The sequence below is a fragment of the Vibrio mangrovi genome, from assembly GCF_024346955.1.
GTDB classification, from domain to species: domain Bacteria; phylum Pseudomonadota; class Gammaproteobacteria; order Enterobacterales; family Vibrionaceae; genus Vibrio; species Vibrio mangrovi.
Map to the genome: position 1 here is coordinate 845,477 of NZ_AP024884.1, position 21,428 is coordinate 866,904.

Below are 21,428 nucleotides of genomic sequence, written 5' to 3' on the forward strand. Positions count from 1 at the left end.
TTAGGGTTCTGGCTGCAATTGATAATGGCTGCGTACATGCTCAGGTTCAGCAGGTAAGCGATAATAGTCCACCGCATTAAACGGCTGAATCATGTCATCGTAATGGCGGCTGAAAACATTCCCTGATTGCCCGGTTGAATTCATATACAAGTGCTGAGTATTATCCGATCCAATCATCATTATCTGACGAAAGCTGGAACCAAATTTTTGTACTAACCCTTTAGACTTCACAAATGTTGAAGGTGCAATATTAATACTATTGCCACCACCACCATGAGCAGCTTCCCGGGTAAAAATCAGATCCAACAGACGAATCTGACTAAAAGGAATATGTTCAAACGAAGAGTGCAGCGCTTTCTCTAGACGCCACTGATGAATATCCCTTCCCAGCAACTTATCCAGTTTTTTCAGTGTGCGCTTAAAAGATTCGGCTAAAATCGCAGAGCAGCTTTCATGTTGAAGAGTTTCAATATTATCACACCAATCAGCCTGAGTTTCTCCACGAAGTATCTTTAACGTCAAAGTGTAAGGCATTGTTGGAAGCATTAAACGTAACTGTTCACTCTGCTTTGCCTGTAAGTAACTATGGCTAAATTCATCATCAAATAACATTTTATTTAATTCCGGAACCCATACAGCAATAAGCAGCGCAGCAACACTATTTGGGCGCATATTCCCATCCCAGTGTTTTAAAGCAGAAATAAGTTCTTTTTCTCTACGTGTATCCACTTCAATCTGGACCAGTGTATCTCTTAGCGCGTACAACCCACCATCATATAGATCTGCCTGAATTTCTTTATGAGATTTTATATCTATATATCCTTGCTTATGCAGAGTATCCGTCAATAGAGACTGAATTCGCTTAGCCCGGAGAGGTAAGGCCCATTCATTCGAAATATAATACGGATAATCTTCCGGACTCAGATCATTATTCGCTGAAACAATCATACCAGAAGCCGGATTAAACGCTCGGGGCATTTCTTGCGAAGGAATAAATCCTTTCCAACTATAGAGAGGATCCCATCCGGGTGCAGGCACCAAACCGTGGCCTTTCCCGCGAATAGGAATCATACCGGCACTGATATAACCGATATTTTCCCGATCAGCATACAATAAGTTGAGAGCCGGAGCTCTGAGCTTTGATACAGCCGTTTGAAACTGATTCCAGTTGCTGGCATGAGTAATTGAAAAAAAAGCCTCATAAGAGGTATCTTTCGGGAGTAAAGCCGTCCATTTAAAACTAAATGTTGTATCAATTGTTTTATCGAAATCACTAATGATCGGCCCGTTGTCAGTATAACGAATATCAACAGAAACAGGCTTCAGAGGTTCTCTCAACACCGCGGGAAATCTGGCTTTCACACGAATTTTTTTTGTCACAACTTGCACTTTCTTCCATGAGCCATCCTGAGACAGATATAAATTAGGGTTTTGTGGATGAATTTTTTCAATATATAAATCCTGAATATCTGCGGGCAGATTCGTCCCTCCCCAAAGAATATTTTCATTTTTTCCAAATATGATTAGAGGAAGACCAACCAGACTCATTCCTGAAGCCTGAAATCCAGGGGCTGATTGATGAACGACATACCACAAAGAAGGAATTTGTAATCCTAAATGAGGATCATTGACCAAAACAGGAAAGCCAGAACGAGATAATTTAGATGAAATGACCCAACCGTTACTGCCAACATTCATACCTCCATTTTTTAAAACCGACTCATTAAACCATTTTAAATCAAGAAATGACGGAAATAACTTCGCAACATCCTGATGATCAAAATCAATAGGAGCAACTTCAGCTGGTTCAGGATAAATGTCATTAAAATTTGCTGTGGGAAGTATAAATTTTGCGGCGGCACGGGTCAGTTCACTAAACATATTTCCTGACAGGTTAAGGGCAAACATCTTACTCCATGCCAGAGAGTCAATCGGAGTCCAGGGAGCAGGAGAATCCGGCAACGATAAGAATTCTACAGGTAATTGCTGCTGACTTGATAGCCAGGCATTCACCCCGGCACTATAAGCAACAAGCGATGCCTGTGCATCGTGAGATAAAGCTGTCCACGCACTTTGAGCAGCCTGTTCAAGGTCGAGAGTTTTCATCCATATATCCTGATGGAGAAATTCACTGCCAAAAACTTCGCTAAGTTCACCTTTAACAAGCAGACGTTGAATTTCCATCTGCCACATACGATCAGAAGCATGAGCGAAACCCATTGCAAAATAAAGATCCCGCTCCGACTGAGCTTTAATATAGGCAACACCATGTTCATCCCGGTTGATAGCAACATGACCTGACAGCGATGGAAAAGAAAGCGTCGCTTCTGCCTGCGGTAAACTACGTGCTAATTGCAAGTACAAAATGGAACCGATAATCATCAGGGGTAGGACGAAATAAATTATGATTCCGAAACTGATGGGAAAGCGATGAAATAATTTCATGATGCTCTGGTGAGATTTTGTATTAACGGATTTGAATGGAAAAACCGACCTCATACAATCCGAATAATTACTGATAAAACATGGTAGTAGTTTACACTACATCCGATATTTTTGAACACGTTTAATTTCCTAAAAGCAGATGTCAGTGATAAGTCATGATAAGAAAAATATAAGACTCTCACCTAGTTCCGAAACGGATTGGATACTGTCTCATCAAATATCCCCATGATCGGATAGCTCATGAGGATACAAAAAATTACCAAAAGCAAATTAGCCTTATGACAAATCGGCAGTTTTCAGGCGCTGTCCGCTCCGGGCAGAACCATGCTGCCAAAGCTTTTCCAGTTGCTCCAGAGACTTGCCTTTGGTCTCCGGCACCCAACGATAAACAAAATAGACGGTAAAAATACCCATCACGCCATACAGCCAGAATGGGAAACCACCGTGAAACTGCTGATAGATGAAACTCTCTTTTTCATTCATCATCGGGAAAGTCTGAGAAACCACAAAATTCGCAAACCACTGGGCAAACACAGCAATCGATAAAGCCCGGGAACGGACACTATTCGGGAAGATCTCTGCCAGCAACACCCAGGTGACAGGTCCGAGTGATAATGCGAAAGAAGCAATATATAACAGCATAAAAATCAACAGATAACCGCCGATAGCATTCAGGTATGCCGCAGTTCCGATCGCCAGCATACTGACTGCCATTAAACCGGCACCAATCATCATCAGCGGGCGGCGGCCCAGTTTGTCGACAGTAAAAATCGCCAACACGGTAAAGCTTAAATTGACGGCACCAACCAATATGGTTTGCAGCAGCGCGATATCGGTTGTGGAATCACTGAAGCCTTTCAGAATTGCCGGAGCGTAGTATAGAAAAACATTAATTCCCGTCACCTGCTGTAACACACTCAGCATAATGCCGATCAGTAATACACCGAACAAACCTGCCGCCACAATACCGGGACGCCGGGTTTGCACCAGTGATTGCTTGATCTCTTCCCATTGCGGTTCAACATTCTGGTGTGGATTAATCGCTTTGAGCAACGTATGCGCTTCGTTGTCCCGGCCTTTCAGTGCCAGCCAGCGCGGCGTTTCCGGGACGGTAAACAGCAATGCGAAAAACACAGTGGCCGGAATCACTTCTGAGGCAAACATATAGCGCCAGCCTACGACATTCAGCCAGTTATCATTGCCTAGTAAAGCAATCCCGTAGTTAACGAAATAGACCACCAGCATACCGAAGATAATGGCAAACTGGTTCCATGCAACCAGCCCGCCCCGCCGGGTTGGCGGTGCAACTTCAGCGATATACATAGGAGAAACCATCGAAGCAATACCAACCCCGACACCACCGATAATCCGGTAAATCACAAAGGTCCAGTACTGCTCCGGAATCGCAGAACCGATGGCAGAAATAAGAAAAAGTAATGCCGCGATAATCAGTGCACCACGCCGTCCATAACGGTTACTGACATAACCGGCCAGTGCGGCCCCGAGCACACAACCTATCAGGGCAGAAGAAGCGGCGAAACCAAGCTCTGCCGCCGTGAGCTGAAAATAGTTCTGCAACGCTTCAACAGCGCCGGAAATAACCGCCGTATCATAACCAAACAATAATCCACCTAACGCAACAACCAGGGTTAAATGGACAACATTCGTACCTGTTTTCATCTGAATGACCTCTTTTATCTTTGTAGGGTGTCTTTCTATCCATGCGACCTCAGGAAAATAATTCAGTCAGCCTTGAGATTGCCTAGATATATATGGTCAAACGATGTGGGTTTGCATATTACGGAATAATTCAACCGGATTATGATTTTTAACTTATGTGATCAGACTGACGGGCACATATTTTTAAAAAACAACCCAGATCAAATTTAAAAAAATGAGTAATAGCGATAAGAAAAAACACAATTGCCGCCTCCTGAATAATCCCTTCATGATGAATTGAATTTATTCACGCTGAATTGATTAACTCGCAGGAAAACCATCATGACTGAATTTTTTAAATCTATTGAACCGATTCAATTTGAAGGGACAGATTCAACCAATCCCTTAGCATTTCATCACTATGACCCAGACCGGATGATTCTCGGTAAATCAATGAAAGAACATCTGCGTTTCTCCGCCTGTTACTGGCACAACTTTGTCTGGCCGGGAGCCGATGTTTTCGGTGCCGGAACATTTGAACGTCCGTGGCATCAGCCCGGCAACGCGATGGAACTGGCCCAGTTGAAAGCCGACCTTGCTTTTGAGTTTTTTACCAAACTCAACGTTCCCTACTACTGCTTCCACGATACCGATGTCGCCCCGGAAGGCCAGTCGCTCAAAGAGTATGCCGACAATTTCTCCGCTATGGTTGATATGCTGGAGCGCAAACAGCAGGAAACAGGCGTCAGACTTTTGTGGGGCACGGCAAACGCCTTCTCTAACCCGCGTTATATGGCTGGTGCCGGAAGTAATCCGGATCCGAAAGTATTCGCTTATGCCGCGACTCAGATCTTTCATGCCATGGGAGCAACGCAACGGCTCGGTGGCGAAAACTATGTACTGTGGGGTGGCCGGGAAGGCTATGAAACATTGCTGAATACCGACTTACGTCAGGAACGGAAGCAACTGGGCCGCCTGATGCAGATGGTGGTTGAGCACAAACACAAAATCGGTTTTAACGGCACCATTCTCATCGAGCCCAAACCGCAGGAGCCAACCAAACACCAGTACGACTATGACTGTGCGACGGTATACGGATTCTTAAAACAGTTCGGCCTTGAGAATGAAATCAAAGTCAATATTGAAGCCAACCACGCGACACTGGCCGGACACAGCTTCCATCATGAAGTGGCAACGGCATTGTCACTTGGCATTTTCGGTTCAATCGATACCAATCGCGGTGATGCTCAACTCGGCTGGGATACCGATCAATTCCCGAACAGTGTGGAAGAAAATACACTGGTGATGTATGAAATTCTTAAGGCGGGTGGTTTCACGACCGGCGGACTGAATTTTGATGCCAAACTACGTCGTCCATCGATCGATGCTGCCGACCTGTTCTACGGTCATATCGGTGGAATGGATACGATGGCACTGGCACTGGAACGGGCTGCGGACATGATAGAAAATGACCAGCTTGCCAGACATATTGCGCAGCGTTATGCCGACTGGGGACAAGATCTCGGCAACGATATTCTGTCCGGGCATCATACACTGGCATCTCTGGCTCAGTATGCCGTTAATAATAATATCGCTCCGCAAAAAGTTTCCGGACAGCAGGAGTATCTGGAAAATCTGGTCAACCGATTTATTTACCGGTAAACCACATTTACGGGTGAACCACTGTCAGAACAGCTCAGGGAAATGATTCTCTGAGCTGTTTGTGGAACCCTCTATTTATTCAGATTCAGGTATTATTTCTTCGGTGGGTCCTGAGGTTTAAACAGTTGCTCCATCAGCGACATCGGGATCGGGAAAAGAATCGTCGAACTCTTTTCTCCGGCAATTTCTGTCAGAGTCTGTAAGTAACGCAGCATAATCGCATTCGGTTCCCGAGCCAGACTGTTAGCCGCTTCAACCAGTTTTTCAGATGCTTCCATTTCCCCTGAGGCATGAATAACTTTTGCCCGCCGGACTCTTTCTGCTTCTGCCTGCTTGGCAATCGCCCGGATCATAGCTTCATTCAGATCAACGTGTTTAATCTCTACATTAGAAACTTTGATTCCCCAACCTTCGGTACGGGCGTCCAGAATAGACTGAATATCGGCATTGAGCATATCCCGGTTAGCCAGCATCTCGTCCAGATCATGCTGCCCCAGAACCGACCGTAATGTCGTCTGAGCCAGTTGAGACGTTGCCTGTAGATAATTCTCAACATTGATAATCGCTTTCTGAGAATCAATCACCCGAAAATAAATCACCGCGTTGACCCGGACTGAAACATTATCCCGGCTGATCACATCCTGAGACGGCACATCCATAACGACGGTCCGTAAATCGACCCGGACCATTTGTTGAATGACCGGAACGACAATAATCATTCCCGGACCTTTCACTTTCTGAAACCGTCCCAGAAAGAAGATCACACCTCTTTCGTACTCACGTAAGATACGGAAGATGCGAACCACAATGACCACAATAAGAATCACAATCAAAATGGGGGTAAGCATCTCGCTATTCACTGGTAGATCGATCATTTTTCCGTCTCCCTGTTACTGTCCGGCCCGGCACCGTTCCGACCTGTAGCTTTTCCGACTTGTAGCACCAACCCTTTCACGGCCTGTATAACCACAGTTTCTCCCCGTTTCACCGGTTCGTCACTGACGGCAGCCCAACGTTCCCCTCTGACCTGAAGGAATCCGTGCGCGGCAAAACTTTCACTGGCTCTGATTTCACTCCCGACCAGAGAATCCAGACCACTGACAACTTGCTTTTTCCTCAGTTTCCAGACATTTTTCAGGACAAAAATCACCAGTGCTGCCGAAACCAGCGCAATCGAATAAATCAGATACAGTGACACGCTCAGCTCAGGCAAATCACTGTCGATCAGAAACACCGATCCCAGTGTAAAAACCACAATGCCACTGATCCCGAACAGCCCGAAACTGGGGACAAAGGATTCCGCAACCAACAGAGCAATTCCGACCGCCATCAGGCCCAGTCCGGCGTAGTTCACCGGTAATAGCTGGAATGCATACAGCGCAATCAGCAGTGCGACTGCTCCGGTAATCCCGGCGATGCCGAAACCCGGACTGTAGAATTCCAGTAACAGGCCGTAAACCCCAATCATCATCAGGATATAAGCAATGTTCGGATCGGTAATAGTGGCAAGAAACTGATTACGCATATCCGGCTCATGCAGCTCAAGAACAGCATTGGCAAAATGCATGGTCTGCTGCTGTTGATTGACCGTAATTTCCTGACCATCCAGAGCCTGTAACAACGACGCCGGGTCATCAGTAACCAGATTCACCACGTTCAGTTTCAGAGCTTCGGATGCAGAGAGGGTCGCTGCGTCTTTCACTGCTTTCTCTGCCCATTCCACATTCCTTCCCCGTAACTGAGCCAGTGAGCGAATATAGGCAATCGAATCATTGAGCACTTTCTTTTCCATTGCACTCGGCTCATGACTGCCGCCTTCATCTTTCTGTTCTCCGGAAGGCCCGCTGATATTGACAGGTGTGGCTGCACCCAGTGTGGTCGCCGGTGACATCGCGGCAATGTGGCAGGCATAGAGAATATATGTTCCGGCACTGGCTGCCCGGGCGCCCTGAGGATAAACCAGACAAAGGACCGGAATTTTTGAGGCAAGAATCTGTTGATTGATATCGCGCAACGTGGAGCTGAGTCCACCGGGAGTATCGAGTGTGATGATGATGGCGGAAACATCCGGCCTCTGATTCGCCTGCCGGATTCCTTTTGTCACATAGTCTCCTACAGCAGGACCAATTGCTCCGCTGATGGAGAGAACCGGGACTGTCTCAGACAACACCCTTTGTGACGAAGCACCGTTACCGTCAGAGACAGCATGATCTTCAACGACAGCAGAGCCTTCAGGTACAGTGACGTCAGCAACAGACAGGCCGGTAAAACCGATGAGACAGCCTAAAACTATCCCCAGAACCCGATGATACATCTGACTTTCCACACTATGTATATAATCAGAGTGTAGTTCAATATGATGACGGTGTTCTCTAAAACCAGCGTTTCAGTTTAAAGAATCCCAGGATTGCAACCATAACGGCAATTAACATACCGGAGAACCAGACAAACGCGCCGGGATTATCCGTGCCCGGAATGCCACCGATATTTACCCCCAGAAGTCCGGTCAGAAAACCGAGCGGTAGAAACAGTGCTGCGATCAGAGACATTACATACATCCGCTGGTTCATCTGGTCATTGACCTGACTGGCAAGCTCTTCCTGAGTCACCACGGCCCGTTCACGAATCGCATCCAGTTCCTCGACGGAGCGAATCAGCCGGTCGGTACTCTCCTGCAAATAAAGACGGTCATCAGCCAGTAGCCATGCTTTGCGTTCAGTGACCATTTTCAGCATTGCCTCACGCTGAGGTGCCAGATAACGCCGGAGCTGAATCGTCTGACGCCGGATCTCCATCAATGCTTTGCGCTCTCCGGCCGGATTCGACTGCTCAAGGACGTTTTCTTCAATCTGAGCCATCCGATCCTCAAAGGTTGCAATCACCGCATCAATTCGTAGTGTCAGGTAATGACATAATCTCACCAGAAAATCAGATGAATTTGCCGGGCCGTCTCCCTGATGCAGCGACTCGATTAAATCACTAACCGATAGCAGTTTGCGCCGCCGCGTCGAGATGATCCGTTGTGAGTCAATCACAATCCTCAGCGACACCATATCCTCCGGGCTTGCACCTTCACTCAGGTTCACTCCACGCAGGAAAATCAGAGATTGTTCGTTCAGATGGCTGATCCGGGGCCGGGTATCGTTGCTCAATAGAGCATCGGCAACCAATTCTCCGACACCGCTTTGTTGGGATAGCCACTCACATCCCCGTTCATTCGCACAGTCGATATGCACCCACAGCGTCCCCTGCTCCGGCCGCCAGGCATTCACCTGTTCGGGATCGAGCTCAGTCGCTCCGCCCTGACCATCAAATAATAATGCTGCAATAAACGTGCTCTGATTCATGCCGCCTCCGGGCTGCGTTCGACTGATAATTTAGGGCGTATTGATCTGCCGGGATAATTCCTGCTCAGATTCACTATCACTTTCCGAACAGGTCGTCTGATACTCAAGCCAGTGAATCGTGTTTCCCACTACCACAATACTGCCGGAAATAATCAGCGATGCCGATGAAATTACACCCCCCACAGTCAGACAGGCAAGCAGTTCTTCTTTGCTGTGAATCGAGTGACACACACCAACATCGTCCTTAACTATAGTTAACTGCAACTTTCTGGTGCTCATCTCACATGTCTGAGCGTAATCCTGCTCTTTAGCTGTTTCAGGCAGAACCACACAGGCACTAAGCAACAATATCAAAGGAACAGTAAACAACGATTTCAATTTCAATCACAACTTCCTACGACAACAAACGCCCGAATACGACCATTATATCAGTCAATTCACAGACCAGATTCAACCATCTGAATGATTTTCCTGGCTTTTTCAAAATGATCAAGCCGATGAGTCCGAATCCACCACGTCGCAGCTTCCATCAGTAGCTCGGGGTCATCATTTTTATTGGCAAAGAAAGCATAAAACGAAACCCCGACATTCTCCCCTTTTTGCCCGATTTTTTTGTGGCAGACCTGAATTACTTTTTCCCGTAGTGAATGACGCATTTTAATCCCAGTTAATTTTCATAAATAAAACTTGATTCATATCAAACCAAAATGAAATCGATTTCATTTTCTAAACAATATCATCTATACATAAATAATCATAATAACTATGGCTGGGTATATTTATGAAATACTTACGATTCTATTGCCTTATTTCTTTGTTATTAACCGCATGCGCGAACCAAACCAGTATCCATAGAGATTTGGATGTAGACAGTGGTAAAGGAGCATTTATCGATATTAAACAAAGAGCGGTCATTGTATCTCACCAAATCAGAGATAAAGGAAAAAGAACGATTGTTTGTGCAGAACCCAGCCCTGATTCGATGTCTGCCCTCGCAGGAGAAACGTCCATCAGTGTCCCGAATAAAATCAAACTTGCTAATGCATTCCAGGAAGGAGCTGCTTACACAGGCCTCAGAACACAAAGTATTCAAATTTTAAGAGATGGTATGTTCCGGCTCTGTGAGGCTTATATGAGCGGAGCAATCGATGAAAGTTCCTATGGATTACTTCTGCGACGGTATCAGAAAAATATGGTCGCCCTACTGGCTATTGAGCAATTAACAGCAACCATTAAAGCACCATCACCAACAATCAGTACTTCGGGTGCAGCAAGTGTCGCCCGTGATGTTTCTGAATTAAAAGAAATGCTTACAGAAACTAAATCACAAATCAAAGTGCTCGAAAATAATCAATCAAGAACAGAAGATGAAGAGAATCAACTCGCAGATCTCAAGGAACAGAAAGCCGTCTACGAGAGTGGTATCAAAAATGGTAACCAAATCGTTGCCAGTGGGCAGGCCACAGCTACGATCCTGAGTCAGTCAGGCGGTGAAATAGCGGAAGTCTCATCTGAAGTTACCAACGCGATAAAAGATATTGTGCTCAAAATTATTGATACCGATGATCTGCCAGCAATGTGCCTGAGTGCTATCATGCACTCCGATGATAAGCTAGCAGTATACAAGTCATGTGTGGACTTATTAAATAAAACGGCTCAGACCCATATTGCGGAACTAGAAGCGGATATCGCATATAATAAAGGAGTACAAACACAGGCTGAAAAAGCGACTTCATCTTCTGAGCTCAAGAAGGTACCTGCGCCTCGACACACCGAATCCATTAGGTCGTCTTCCGGAACTCTACTCTTCCAACTAGATATAAAGGCAAGAGATCAGTAATTATAGATGAATGCTCAATTAATATTGCAATAACATAGTATCAATCGAAGGAATGATCTGATCATTGAATGACTTTGATGGGTATTAGAGTTCACGCGAAAACAAAAAAACGCCCAAATGGCACAACGATTTGGGCGAAAGAAGGATCTTGGCTGTGGTTAACAAGTGCCGGTCTGATATGACGAAACAGACTGAATCATCCGGATAAGACAATCCAGTGCAACAGCGACATCCTGCGTCTGTACATTCTCTTTCGGATTATGGCTAATGCCTTTTTCACACCGAACGAACAACATGCCCATATCCGCAAGATTTGCCATCACCATCGCATCGTGACCAGCACCACTGGCAAGATAACAGACATCTTTCCCGGTAGCAGATTCGACCACCTGCGCCCACAGCTGTTGCAGACGATCACTACAAGGGACAGCCTGAGCCTGATAAATCTGCTCATGTACCACGTTCAGCCCCCGCTTTTCACCAATTGTCGCGAGCTGCTGCATCAGCAATTGTGTACAGCGGTCCAGCTTTTCCTGCGACTGACTGCGAATATCCAGCGAGAACTGCACCTGTCCGGGAATCACATTCACCGCAGCTGAGCGCACATCACATTTACCGACCGTCGCGACAATCTCATGTTCGGTTGCAAAAGCTTCAATCGTAGCAATCATCTGTGCAACACCACACAACGCGTCGTGCCGCAGTGGTAGCGGAACCGTTCCGGCATGTCCGGCAACCCCGGAAACATCGATCAGAAACCGTTTCGCTCCGGCAATCGCAGTAACTACACCGACTGGCAGATCCAGACTTTCCAGCAATGGTCCCTGCTCGATATGAACTTCTAGATAGGCCAGTGTTTCTTCCGGTTTCCGGGCAGCTTGTGCCACATTGTCCGGCTCAAGCCCGAAATGACGCATTGCTTCACCGATGCTGATACCTTCAGCATCCTGACGGTCCAGCAGTGCCGGATTCCACAGTCCGGCTACCGGACTCGAACCCAGCAATGTGGTCTGAAAACGGGTACCTTCTTCATCGGCAAATGCGACCACATCAACATGAAACGGGAGTTCAGTGTCTTGCAGCGCATCCAGCGCTTCGATGGCCAGCAGAATCCCCAACGGACCATCATAACCACCGGCATTGGCGACCGTATCGCTGTGAGAGCCGATAATCAGTGTCGGCAATTCAGGATTTGCCGCCACTTTCCGGCCCCACTGGTTACCGACTTCATCCTGCCAGGTTTCCAGACCGGCCTGTGTCATCCATCGAGCAAGCTGCTGGTGTGCCTGACGGTGCTCTTCAGTCAGATAAGCCCGCAGAATTCCGTCCTGCATTGCGCTGAATGAGGCTAATGTCTGAATTTTTTCCATCACCTGTGTTGCCCGGTGTTCTGCCGTCATATGCGCTCCTTCTAATTGACTCATGCCTGTGACTCTGCTCCGTCTTTATGCTCCAAAGATATCCATTGCCGCAGCAACCGCCTGCCCCGGAGCAACCGGTACTCCGGCTTTCAGCAATACAGCCTCCAGAGCGGCCAGCGTCATCAGTACACACTCCTGACGGGCGTTATAACCCATGGTTCCGATCCGCCAGATCTTTCCGTGTAGTGGTCCGAATGAGGTGCCGATTTCAATCCCGAAGCGGTTGAGCAATTCCTGACGGACTTTATCACCATCTGCCTGCTGTGGAATATAAACCCCAACGACATTGTTCATTTTGTACTGCTGGTTGCCGAACAGCTTCAGCCCCATGGCACTGAGCCCGGTCGCCATTGCCTGACCGGCCTGTTTATGGCGGGCAATCACCCGATCACCACCTTCTTCCAGATAAATCCGGGCACACTCACGGGCAGCATACAGCATACTGGTTGCTTCAGTATGGTGATTGAGCCGCTCCGGTCCCCAGTAATCCATAATCATGGCTAAGTCGAAATAGTTCGACAGGATCGGCGCATCTTCACCGTCCTGATGCTGATCGGTACGAATCCCTGCTTCAACATGTTTTCTGCGGTTAATGACTTCCACGCACCGCTCACTGAGCGTGACCGGCGCACTGCCCGACGGGCCACCCAGACATTTTTGCAGTCCGGCAGACACCGCATCGAGATGCCACTCATCGACTTTCAGGTCATTCCCGGCAATCGATGCTGTCGCGTCACAGTAGAACAGCACACCGTACCGCTGACAGATTTCGCCGAATTCAGCCAGTGGCTGGTTCATTGTGGTTGAAGTATCGCCCTGCACTGTCGCCAGCATTTTAGGCTGGAATTCACGAATGGCGGCTTCAACTTTTTCCGGCGGACAAACTTCGCCCCACTCAATATCGATTGTGCGGATAACCGCTCCGATACGCTGGGCGATTTCACACAGCAGATGCCCGAAACGGCCAATCACCGGGATCAGCACTTTATCTCCCGGTTGCAGCACTGAAACCAGTACGGCCTCAATCCCTGAACGGGCGGTTCCGTCAATCAGAAAAGTCTGCTGATTCTGAGTCTCGAATACACCGCGGTAAAGTGTCTGTACCTGATTCATGTATCCGGTCATCACCGGATCGTACTGACCGATCAATGCGGAAGAAATTGCCTGATGGACGCGGGGATACGCGTTAATCGGTCCCGGTCCCATCAGAATGCGCTGAGGTGGGTTCAGGGTTTCAAATAGCGGATTGGTTTCCATACATCTCTCCAATAAAATTTCGTTCAAATCGTCAGATCAACACTGACCGACAAAAGCCTGACCATCGCTGCGGGGATCCGTTGCACAAGTCGCCTGACCCTGCTCATTCAGCACAACAGCACCAGCGTGGCCCATTAATTCATTGTTATCTTTCACCTGAGTAATATCGTGTCCGCGGGCGCGTAACGCATCCTGATGGAGCTGGTATAAACTGTGCTCCAGACGAAGCTGGTGGGTATCGTCTCCCCAAGTCCGCCCAAGCAACCAGCGCGGCGTAGCAATGGCTTCATCCAGAGCGTAACCCTGATACACATAACGGCTGAACAGACACGCCTGTGTCTGAGGCTGACCTTCACCGCCCATTGTGCCGTATACCATACGCTGACCATCACTGAGTTCGGCATAAGCCGGATTCAGGGTGTGAAATGGTTTTTTACCCGGCTTCAGCACATTATGGTGCGTTGCATCGAGAGAGAAACTTTTTGCCCGGTTATTCCAGACAAATCCCAGATTCGGCAACACCGCACCAGAGCCAAACTCCCAGTAGACACTCTGAATAAAACTCACCATGGTGCCATATTGATCGGTCGCGCCCATCCAGACGGTGTCACCCGGTTTGGCAATGTGCGGCCATGGCTGTGCACCGGTCAGTGAAATCTGTTCTGCACACGATACTGCGGTTTCTTCTGTCAGCAGGTACTGAAGCGGTGCCGAGAGTTCCTCTTCATCAGTCACCAGTTCGTCACGGATGATGAACGCCTGCTTAGTTGCTTCAACCAGCAGGTGAATATGATCGATTTCTCCGTCGGCCTGCGCCGCCAGTTGATCATAAATCGCCAAAATCAGCAAAGACGCAACCCCCTGAGTCGGCGCTCCGAAGTTGTAAAGCGTCCCTTTGCTTGTTTCGACCGACAACGGCTCCATCACCCGCGCCTGATGACGGTGAAAATCTTCCAGTGTGAGCGGACTGCCCAGCGCCGCTAAGTCTGCGGCAGCCTGCTGCGCGATTTCGCCCCGGTAGAAATCATCCAGACCAGCAGATGCCAGCCGTTCAAATGTTGCAGCCAAAGCCGGATTGCACAATGTTTGTCCGACTTCCAGCACTTTTCCGTCAGGCAGATACTGCTGCGCAAAAGAAGGAATGGCAGCCAGCATAGATACGGTTTTCTCACTGGCATTGACCAGACTCTGAGTCACTTCAATCCCATCTCTGGCCGCCGAGATCGCCGGTTGCAATAACTGTTGCAGTGAATGCTCCCGGTGATTCAGTTCCAGCGCTTTATGCCAGCCGGAAATTGTACCGCCCATTGTAATCGCCGCACCGCCACCACTGGCGGGCAGCTCATTCCCCTGAACCCGGTAATGCTCAGGGTCGGCATTCAGCGCCGCAGCACCACAGGCATCGATTGCAACCGGTGTCTTGCCGGGATGACAAATTAGCCAGAAACTATCTCCGCCAATACTGTTCATATGCGGATACTGAACCGAAACCATAGCAGCCGCAGCAACCATCGCTTCACTGGCTGTGCCGCCTTCATCCAGAATCTTCTGTCCAACTTCTGCCGCCCGGAAATGCGGGGCGGTAAAGGCCGTCTGATATTTCATATGTTTTCCTCTCCGGCCATCAGTTGCGATGCAATCGCCAATAGTTGTGCTTCTTCATTAGGCAGACCCAGCAGAGAAATACCACAAGGTCCGTCACTCATGCCCTGAAACGGCATATGTAATTGCGGGAATCCGGCCAGCCCGGCAATCGCTGTCAGCCCCATTAGCTCCGAGCGATAAGCTGCCATTGCTTCCGGCGAGATATCCAGTGACGGCGGACCTGCCGGTGTTGTCGGTACAAGCCATACACCGCCGTGCTCATCCAGTTGTGCATAGAGCCACAGCCGGAATGCTTTCTGACGAATTTTTCCTTGCTCATAGGCTTCATCCGAGATGGTCCGGGCCCATTTCACCCGTTCCAGAATCGCCGGATCCAGTGTCATCTCGTTGTCTGTCAGCCAGCGGCCATGCTTCTGAATAATTTCATATCCCTGAATGGTCCGGAATAACAGACTCAGCTCATCCAGAGTCCAGTCAGACTGGGTAATAAAGTCTTTTTCTTCCAGAGCAATCCCGGCCCAGCGGCAACGATCATGCATTCGCTGATAACGGTCTTCACTCAGTTGCTGGGCAAGCAAACGGTCCAGATAAAGTGTGGGAATATTCCCGGCGAAGTCCGGCACTTTTTCCGCAGAAAGCTCACTGTAAACCGACTTCAGTACCGGCAAGTCGCGGGCAAAAAATCCTGCGGTATCAAAACTTTTAGCCAGTTCAAAGCAGTTAGACAGATCAAATTTCCCCAGCGTTGGCCGCAGGCCGAACAAACCGCAATAACTGGCCGGAATCCGGACCGAACCTCCGGTGTCTGTCCCGATAGAAAAATCAACATCGCCCTGCGCGACAGCGACCGCACTTCCGCTGGAAGATCCGCCGGGAATACAGCCGGGCGCCGCCGGATTTTCCGGAGTGCCGTAATGAATATTCTGTCCGTTCAGGCTATAAGCCAGCTCATCGGTCTGTACCCGGCCACGGCAAATCGCCCCGGCACTGAGTAATGCTTCAATCAGTGGTGACGTTGATTTTGCCGGCGGGTGACTTTCCAGCCATGCCGGGTTTCCTGCGCCGGTGGTATAACCGGCGACATCAAATAGATCTTTAAACACAAAGCTCAGACCGGACAATGCACCATCATCCGTTGCAGAAAGATAATCCGGCCCTTGCTGGCAGTAAATACGTCGGTCTCTGACCTGCTCCTGTTTCATCCCTGTATCTCCGCTTACGAGTTAGCAGCGGCCTCACCGACCGGCTGATAACGTTTGGCATACCGATTCGCAAGAATTGCACAATAGAAAATCTGAATCGGGTGATAAAGCATAATCGGTAGCAAAATCATGCCAAGGTTCGGGTCGGCGCCAAAGATCGCAGTTGCCATCGGCACACCGGCAGCCAGTGTTTTCTTCGTGCCGCAAAACACTGCCGCAACTTCATCCGCCAGGGCAAACTGACAGCGCCGGGCGCCCCATTGAATGGCATGAACCATCACCAGCAGCACGATACAACAGATCGCAATCGCAGCTGCCAGCATTCCCACAGAGAAATCATGCCAGATGCCATTTGCTACCGAGTCACAAAACGCATTATAGACAATCAGTAGAATAACGTACTTATCCACCTTGTTGACAACGGACTTATGCCGTTCGGTAAAACTCAGCAGCAGCGGTCTGGCAAGTTGTCCGACAATCATCGGAACCAATAGCAGTTTGGCGATTGAGATCACTGATCCCATCAGATCCAGTTCAACCCCTTCCATTCCCATGAAAAACTGAATAAATAATGGAGTAATAAAGACACCCAGAATGCTGGACAGAGAAGCATTAAAAATCGCACCCGGTACATTACCTTTACCAACACTGGTCATTGCAACCGAGGAAGAAATCGTACTGGGCAGCACAAACAGGTAACAGAAACCGAAAGCAAGCGATGCCGGCATCACTGCAACCATCCCGTCACCAAAAATCAGCCACAGTAGCGGATAAAACAGATACGTCGCCAGTTGAATATAGATATGGAGCTTCCAGTTACTGACCCCTGCTTTGATTTTTTCCGGAGAAAGCCCCAGACCATGTAAAAAGAAGACAATGGCAACACCGATTCCCGTCAGCTTATCCAGATGGATCAAGCCGCCGGAACGACCGACCTGCTCAGAAAAAGTCGCCAGTACGATGGCCACCACCATCCCAACCAGAAACCACTCTTTTTTTAGTTTATTTATGATACCCATTCTTGTTTATACCTATCATGTTCTTGTTTTTGCGTTAACTGCCAGCCCGACTGATTACTCCAGCTCACTGAGCTGAGAATAGTTGACACTGATTTTGCCACTCACCTGAGTAGCCTTGCTTTTTAAATGTAAAAAAGTTTGGTTCACCAGATGCGCGATCAGACTCATCGGAACTGAGTAGCTATCCAGCGGTAATTCGTTATTCATATAACAGATAAAATAGTGGGCAATACCCTGAGCATATTTCTGCCCGGACTGATCGGTAATCAGCAAACAGTCCCGCGGTGCCAGAAAGGACATAATTTTCTCAAAGTTCGCTACCCGGCGGCGGATACCGATCACGATGATAAAATCATCTGCATCAATCGAAGCCAGATCTTCCCCTATTGTCTGTCCGGGCAATGGCAACAGCTCAACCTGTGTACGGCACTGCATCAGTTGCTGGCGAAAATGCATCGCCAGCGGATAACTGTTCCGGTAGCCGATGATTTTGATGCGCTTCGCCGTCGCCAGTTTCTCAATTAATTCGTGATGATCCTGCTGTGTCAGCTGTGCCCAGAGCTTCTCCAGCGCTCTGACTTCATTGTTGAGCTCGGTATCATCCAATGCCGTTACCATGACCGGCTGACCTTTATCCCGCTCGGTCATCAGTTCCTGACGCAGTGCCAGATGATCTTCATAACCCAGCTTACGGATAAAGCGGCTGACACTGGTTTTGGAAACCTGACACGCTTCTGCAATCTCGCTGGTCGACAGCATCAGTACTTTTTCCGGATTCAGCTGCAGATAATCCGCCAGCCGCCGATTGTTTTCAGTCAGACTGGCATAATGCCGGGTAATACGTTCGCTCAGCGGGCAGGTTCCCGGTTGCGAAGAAATCCCAGGCTGTTGATAAGTACCTCTGCCGGACGGGCGGGTTCGGTCATTCATTTCCGGTTGAATCTCCTGATAAACAGTTCGCAGTTAATTACAAATCAAAGTACGGCCGAGAGAAAACTTCTCAGCTCTGGTGTCTGCGGGTTGGCAAAAACGGCCTCACTCGGCCCGGTTTCCCAGACTTTGCCTTCATTCATAAACACCACCCGATCACCGACATCCCGGGCGAAATTCATCTCGTGCGTCACCAGAATCAGTGTCATCCCTTCGGCCTTCAACTGTTCCAGCACTTTCAGCACCTCACCAACCAGTTCCGGATCGAGTGCCGAGGTAATCTCATCACACAACAGAACTTTCGGCGACATAGCCAGTGAACGGGCAATCGCAACCCTTTGCTGCTGTCCGCCGGAAAGATTGCCCGGATAAGCATCAAATTTATCGCCTAATCCGACTTTTTCCAGCAGTTCCTGTGCAATCTGCCGACACTCCGAGATGCTCTTTTTCAGCACCAGTTTCGGTGCCAGCATGACATTTTCTCCGACCGTCTTATGCGGGAACAGATTAAAGCTCTGAAACACCATCCCGACACTCCGGCTGAGCAGACGTAATTTATATTCATCGTCTTCCACTGCCTGACTATCGACAATAATGGCACCTTCCTGATAAGTTTCCAGACCGTTCATGCAGCGAAGCAAGGTACTTTTCCCGGAACCGCTACGCCCGATAATTGAAATCACTTCACCGGCTTTAATTCGCAGGTCAACACCTTTTAATACATGGTTTTCACCATAAAACTTATGAACCTGATCAACACTGATAAGTGGCATATTTCTTAGCCTCCGGCTTTTTTCGTGGCAAACTTTCTTGTTTTAAGCTTTCTTTGTTTTCAGCTTTTTTGTTTCGAGATAGCGAGCAAACATCGATAACGGAAAACAGATCGCAAAATAGAGCAATGCCACCATGGCAAAAACTTTAAATGGCTGGAAAGTGGCATTATTCAGCATGGTGCCGGCTTTCGTCAGCTCAACAAATCCGATAATCGACGCCAGTGCGGTACCTTTAACGATCTGTACGGAAAACCCGACCGTCGGTGCAATCGCAATCCGCAAGGCCTGAGGAAAAATGACATGCCGCATGGTTTGCAGATAAGTCAGTCCCAGAGTCCGGCAGGCTTCCCACTGCCCTTTCGGTAATGCTTCAATGCATCCGCGCCAGATATCGTGAAAATAGGCACTGCTGAATAAAGTTAATGCCAGAATCGCTGCCGACCAGGCACTGACTTCAATACCTATCAGCGACAGACCAAAAAAGGCCAGAAACAACTGCATCAGCAGCGGCGTTCCCTGAAACAGTTCCACATAGAGCTGAATCAGACGGGTAAAAAACGGGTTGCGCGTACTACGCAACAGCGTCAGACCAAGTCCGACAATTCCTCCACCGATAAATGCATACAGTGACAGCAACAATGTCCATCGTGCTGCCAGTAGCAGATTGCGGAGGATATCCCAGTCGGTAAACTGCATCATCTCCGACGTCTCCTATAGGGATGGATTTTTAAAAGCGGCCTGACGGAGATAAGCAAATCCCTGCCGCATGACAATAGCCAGAACCAGATAAATCACCGCAGTTAAGGTATAAGACTCAAAACTCAGAAAACTGCGGGACTGCACAAAGTTGGCAGCAAATGTCAGATCTTCAACTGAAATCTGCGACACCACGGCTGAACCCAGCATCACAATAATGCACTGACTGACCAGAGCCGGATACACCCGCTGGCAGGCCGGCGGCAAAATAATATGTATAAAAATCTGCCGTCGGGTCAGCCCCAGTGTTTTCCCGGCTTCCCACTGTCCTTTGGGAACAGCATCAATTCCGGCCCGGATAATTTCAGCACTGTAAGCACCCAGATTGAAGACCATTGCAATCACACCGGCTTCCCATGCCGTCAGTTTGCAACCCAAAGCAGGTAAACCGAAAAAGATAAAAAAGAGCTGAACAATAAACGGCGTATTCCGGGTCACCTCAATATAACTGGCACAAAGTAAACGTAACCATGCATGATGACCGGTCCGCCCGGCAGCGCATAGTGTCCCGACCAATAATCCCGCAACGGTGGAAATCACCGTCAGTTGGACTGTGGTCCAGACACCTGCCACAAACTGTGGCAGGTAAGGCGCTAATCCGGCATAGTCTAGCTGATAGCTCATGCTATTCTCCCGCTTATCAAGCGCCTAAATCTTTCGGAAACGGAGCTTTCAGCCATTTCTGTGAGAACTGCTCCAGAATACCGTCAGTTTTGGCTTTACTGATCAGACGGTTGACCTCATGCACCAGATCGCTTTCTCCCTTCATCACCCCAACATAGCAAGGTGAATTCTTGAGCAGAAATTTCGTTTGCGGCGCTTTCGCCGGATAACGGGTTGCAATCTCCGTCACCACCAGATTACCGGTTGCAATCAGGCTGATTTGTCCGGAAAGAAAAGCAGACAAGGTCGCATTATTATCTTCAAAACGTTTGATGGTTGCCGATGCAGGAGCCAGTTTGCTCAGCTCCAGATCTTCCACTGACCCACGAGTCACACCCACTGTTTTATCAGCCAGATCAGCAGCGGAAGTTACTTTTTCTCCGGCAGTGCCGAATACACCCAGATAGAAAGGCGCATAAGCCTCACTAAAGTCGATCGCTTTTTCACGGGCCGGATTTTTCCCCATGCTTGAAATCACCAGATCCACTTTCTGAGTTTGCAGATACGGAATCCGGTTGGCACTAGTAACCGGCACCAGTGTCAGTTTGACCTGCATCTGTTTGGCAATATAAGCCGCCATGTCAATATCATATCCCTGAGGCTGCATATCTGTCCCGACAGAGCCAAATGGCGGAAAATCCTGCGGCACTGCCACTCTCAATACACCACGTTTATGGATACTCTCCAGTTGATCCGCCGATGCAGTGAATGCATACCCCATCAACACTACCGAAGCCACTGCTGTAACAAACAATCGAAGTAATTTCATTTGAGTTCCCTATCCTGTCATGAAACGATTGAAACAATCAATATAATTTTTGCAACGATTGTGCCATAACAAAATTGATA

General features: G+C 48.4%; 19 protein-coding genes. 2 read left to right on the top strand and 17 right to left on the bottom strand.

Annotated elements, in window-relative coordinates:
• Together OCU74_RS19905 and xylE are read right to left on the bottom strand one after the other, a co-directional pair.
• Positions 1-2,364 (bottom strand): penicillin acylase family protein, encoded by a 2,364-nt coding sequence (locus OCU74_RS19905; RefSeq protein WP_159457460.1) that lies wholly within the window; start codon positions 2,362-2,364, stop codon positions 1-3.
• 357 nt (positions 2,365-2,721) lie between these two features.
• Positions 2,722-4,125, bottom strand: coding sequence for a D-xylose transporter XylE (gene xylE / locus OCU74_RS19910; RefSeq protein ID WP_087482179.1), 1,404 nt, complete (start codon positions 4,123-4,125; stop codon positions 2,722-2,724).
• Between the two features lie 321 nt (positions 4,126-4,446).
• On the opposite strand from xylE, the gene xylA reads away from it, so the two are divergent.
• Positions 4,447-5,766 carry a xylose isomerase gene (gene xylA, locus OCU74_RS19915; protein WP_087482180.1) on the top strand — a complete coding sequence of 440 codons (1,320 nt, stop codon included), beginning with the start codon at positions 4,447-4,449 and terminating at the stop codon, positions 5,764-5,766.
• A 92-nt stretch (positions 5,767-5,858) separates the two neighbouring features.
• Here the strand turns inward: xylA and OCU74_RS19920 are convergent, their stop codons facing one another.
• Genes OCU74_RS19920 through OCU74_RS19940 form a run of 5 tightly spaced genes read right to left on the bottom strand, consistent with a single transcriptional unit; the run spans position 5,859 to position 9,769 of the window.
• Positions 5,859-6,641 carry a slipin family protein gene (locus OCU74_RS19920; RefSeq protein WP_087482181.1) on the bottom strand — a complete coding sequence of 261 codons (783 nt, stop codon included), beginning with the start codon at positions 6,639-6,641 and terminating at the stop codon, positions 5,859-5,861.
• A complete protein-coding gene (locus OCU74_RS19925; protein ID WP_087482182.1) occupies positions 6,638-8,080 on the bottom strand; it encodes an NfeD family protein in 1,443 nt (480 codons plus the stop codon). Before OCU74_RS19925 ends, OCU74_RS19920 begins: the two co-directional genes overlap by 4 nt.
• A gap of 58 nt (positions 8,081-8,138) precedes the next feature.
• Positions 8,139-9,113 (bottom strand): zinc transporter ZntB, encoded by a 975-nt coding sequence (gene zntB, locus OCU74_RS19930; RefSeq protein WP_087482183.1) that lies wholly within the window; start codon positions 9,111-9,113, stop codon positions 8,139-8,141.
• A gap of 30 nt (positions 9,114-9,143) precedes the next feature.
• Positions 9,144-9,497 carry a hypothetical protein gene (locus OCU74_RS19935; protein WP_087482184.1) on the bottom strand — a complete coding sequence of 118 codons (354 nt, stop codon included), beginning with the start codon at positions 9,495-9,497 and terminating at the stop codon, positions 9,144-9,146.
• Between the two features lie 53 nt (positions 9,498-9,550).
• Positions 9,551-9,769, bottom strand: coding sequence for a DUF6500 family protein (locus OCU74_RS19940; RefSeq protein ID WP_087482185.1), 219 nt, complete (start codon positions 9,767-9,769; stop codon positions 9,551-9,553).
• 125 nt (positions 9,770-9,894) lie between these two features.
• Here OCU74_RS19940 and OCU74_RS19945 point away from each other — a divergent pair, with 125 nt between their 5' ends.
• Entirely contained in the window at positions 9,895-10,953 is a 1,059-nt protein-coding gene (locus tag OCU74_RS19945) for a hypothetical protein (RefSeq protein WP_143693281.1), read from the top strand.
• A gap of 158 nt (positions 10,954-11,111) precedes the next feature.
• Here the strand turns inward: OCU74_RS19945 and OCU74_RS19950 are convergent, their stop codons facing one another.
• The 10 genes from OCU74_RS19950 to OCU74_RS19995 are packed head-to-tail and all read right to left on the bottom strand — an operon-like array spanning position 11,112 to position 21,348.
• Positions 11,112-12,377, bottom strand: a complete 1,266-nt coding sequence (locus OCU74_RS19950) for an allantoate amidohydrolase (RefSeq protein ID WP_234993618.1) — start codon at positions 12,375-12,377, stop codon at positions 11,112-11,114.
• Positions 12,378-12,398: 21 nt separating this feature from the next.
• Positions 12,399-13,631 carry a pyridoxal-phosphate-dependent aminotransferase family protein gene (locus tag OCU74_RS19955; protein WP_087482188.1) on the bottom strand — a complete coding sequence of 411 codons (1,233 nt, stop codon included), beginning with the start codon at positions 13,629-13,631 and terminating at the stop codon, positions 12,399-12,401.
• A 36-nt stretch (positions 13,632-13,667) separates the two neighbouring features.
• Positions 13,668-15,236, bottom strand: a complete 1,569-nt coding sequence (locus tag OCU74_RS19960) for a gamma-glutamyltransferase family protein (protein ID WP_087482189.1) — start codon at positions 15,234-15,236, stop codon at positions 13,668-13,670.
• Complete coding sequence (locus OCU74_RS19965; RefSeq protein WP_087482190.1) at positions 15,233-16,438, bottom strand: amidase; 1,206 nt, start codon at positions 16,436-16,438, stop codon at positions 15,233-15,235. The genes OCU74_RS19960 and OCU74_RS19965 overlap by 4 nt, the downstream gene beginning before the upstream one ends.
• A gap of 14 nt (positions 16,439-16,452) precedes the next feature.
• Positions 16,453-17,457 carry a bile acid:sodium symporter family protein gene (locus OCU74_RS19970; protein ID WP_087482191.1) on the bottom strand — a complete coding sequence of 335 codons (1,005 nt, stop codon included), beginning with the start codon at positions 17,455-17,457 and terminating at the stop codon, positions 16,453-16,455.
• A 54-nt stretch (positions 17,458-17,511) separates the two neighbouring features.
• Positions 17,512-18,387, bottom strand: coding sequence for a MurR/RpiR family transcriptional regulator (locus OCU74_RS19975; RefSeq protein WP_087482192.1), 876 nt, complete (start codon positions 18,385-18,387; stop codon positions 17,512-17,514).
• Positions 18,388-18,431: 44 nt separating this feature from the next.
• A complete protein-coding gene (locus OCU74_RS19980; protein ID WP_087482193.1) occupies positions 18,432-19,160 on the bottom strand; it encodes an amino acid ABC transporter ATP-binding protein in 729 nt (242 codons plus the stop codon).
• Positions 19,161-19,202: 42 nt separating this feature from the next.
• Entirely contained in the window at positions 19,203-19,859 is a 657-nt protein-coding gene (locus tag OCU74_RS19985) for an amino acid ABC transporter permease (protein WP_087482194.1), read from the bottom strand.
• A gap of 12 nt (positions 19,860-19,871) precedes the next feature.
• The gene (locus OCU74_RS19990; protein ID WP_087482195.1) at positions 19,872-20,540 is read right to left on the bottom strand and encodes an amino acid ABC transporter permease; all 669 of its coding nucleotides are present in this window, start codon (positions 20,538-20,540) and stop codon (positions 19,872-19,874) included.
• A 16-nt stretch (positions 20,541-20,556) separates the two neighbouring features.
• Complete coding sequence (locus tag OCU74_RS19995) at positions 20,557-21,348, bottom strand: transporter substrate-binding domain-containing protein (protein ID WP_087482196.1); 792 nt, start codon at positions 21,346-21,348, stop codon at positions 20,557-20,559.
• Between the last annotated feature and the right edge of the window lie 80 nt (positions 21,349-21,428).

Coding starts and splice junctions, on each gene's coding strand:
- xylE (WP_087482179.1), bottom strand. CDS start 4,125: ATGAAAACAGGTACGAATGTTGTCCATTTAACCCTGGTTGTTGCGTTA.
- xylA (WP_087482180.1), top strand. CDS start 4,447: ATGACTGAATTTTTTAAATCTATTGAACCGATTCAATTTGAAGGGACA.
- OCU74_RS19920 (WP_087482181.1), bottom strand. CDS start 6,641: ATGATCGATCTACCAGTGAATAGCGAGATGCTTACCCCCATTTTGATT.
- OCU74_RS19925 (WP_087482182.1), bottom strand. CDS start 8,080: ATGTATCATCGGGTTCTGGGGATAGTTTTAGGCTGTCTCATCGGTTTT.
- zntB (WP_087482183.1), bottom strand. CDS start 9,113: ATGAATCAGAGCACGTTTATTGCAGCATTATTATTTGATGGTCAGGGC.
- OCU74_RS19940 (WP_087482185.1), bottom strand. CDS start 9,769: ATGCGTCATTCACTACGGGAAAAAGTAATTCAGGTCTGCCACAAAAAA.
- OCU74_RS19945 (WP_143693281.1), top strand. CDS start 9,895: ATGAAATACTTACGATTCTATTGCCTTATTTCTTTGTTATTAACCGCA.
- OCU74_RS19950 (WP_234993618.1), bottom strand. CDS start 12,377: ATGAGTCAATTAGAAGGAGCGCATATGACGGCAGAACACCGGGCAACA.
- OCU74_RS19955 (WP_087482188.1), bottom strand. CDS start 13,631: ATGGAAACCAATCCGCTATTTGAAACCCTGAACCCACCTCAGCGCATT.
- OCU74_RS19960 (WP_087482189.1), bottom strand. CDS start 15,236: ATGAAATATCAGACGGCCTTTACCGCCCCGCATTTCCGGGCGGCAGAA.
- OCU74_RS19965 (WP_087482190.1), bottom strand. CDS start 16,438: ATGAAACAGGAGCAGGTCAGAGACCGACGTATTTACTGCCAGCAAGGG.
- OCU74_RS19970 (WP_087482191.1), bottom strand. CDS start 17,457: ATGGGTATCATAAATAAACTAAAAAAAGAGTGGTTTCTGGTTGGGATG.
- OCU74_RS19975 (WP_087482192.1), bottom strand. CDS start 18,387: ATGAATGACCGAACCCGCCCGTCCGGCAGAGGTACTTATCAACAGCCT.
- OCU74_RS19980 (WP_087482193.1), bottom strand. CDS start 19,160: ATGCCACTTATCAGTGTTGATCAGGTTCATAAGTTTTATGGTGAAAAC.
- OCU74_RS19985 (WP_087482194.1), bottom strand. CDS start 19,859: ATGATGCAGTTTACCGACTGGGATATCCTCCGCAATCTGCTACTGGCA.
- OCU74_RS19990 (WP_087482195.1), bottom strand. CDS start 20,540: ATGAGCTATCAGCTAGACTATGCCGGATTAGCGCCTTACCTGCCACAG.
- OCU74_RS19995 (WP_087482196.1), bottom strand. CDS start 21,348: ATGAAATTACTTCGATTGTTTGTTACAGCAGTGGCTTCGGTAGTGTTG.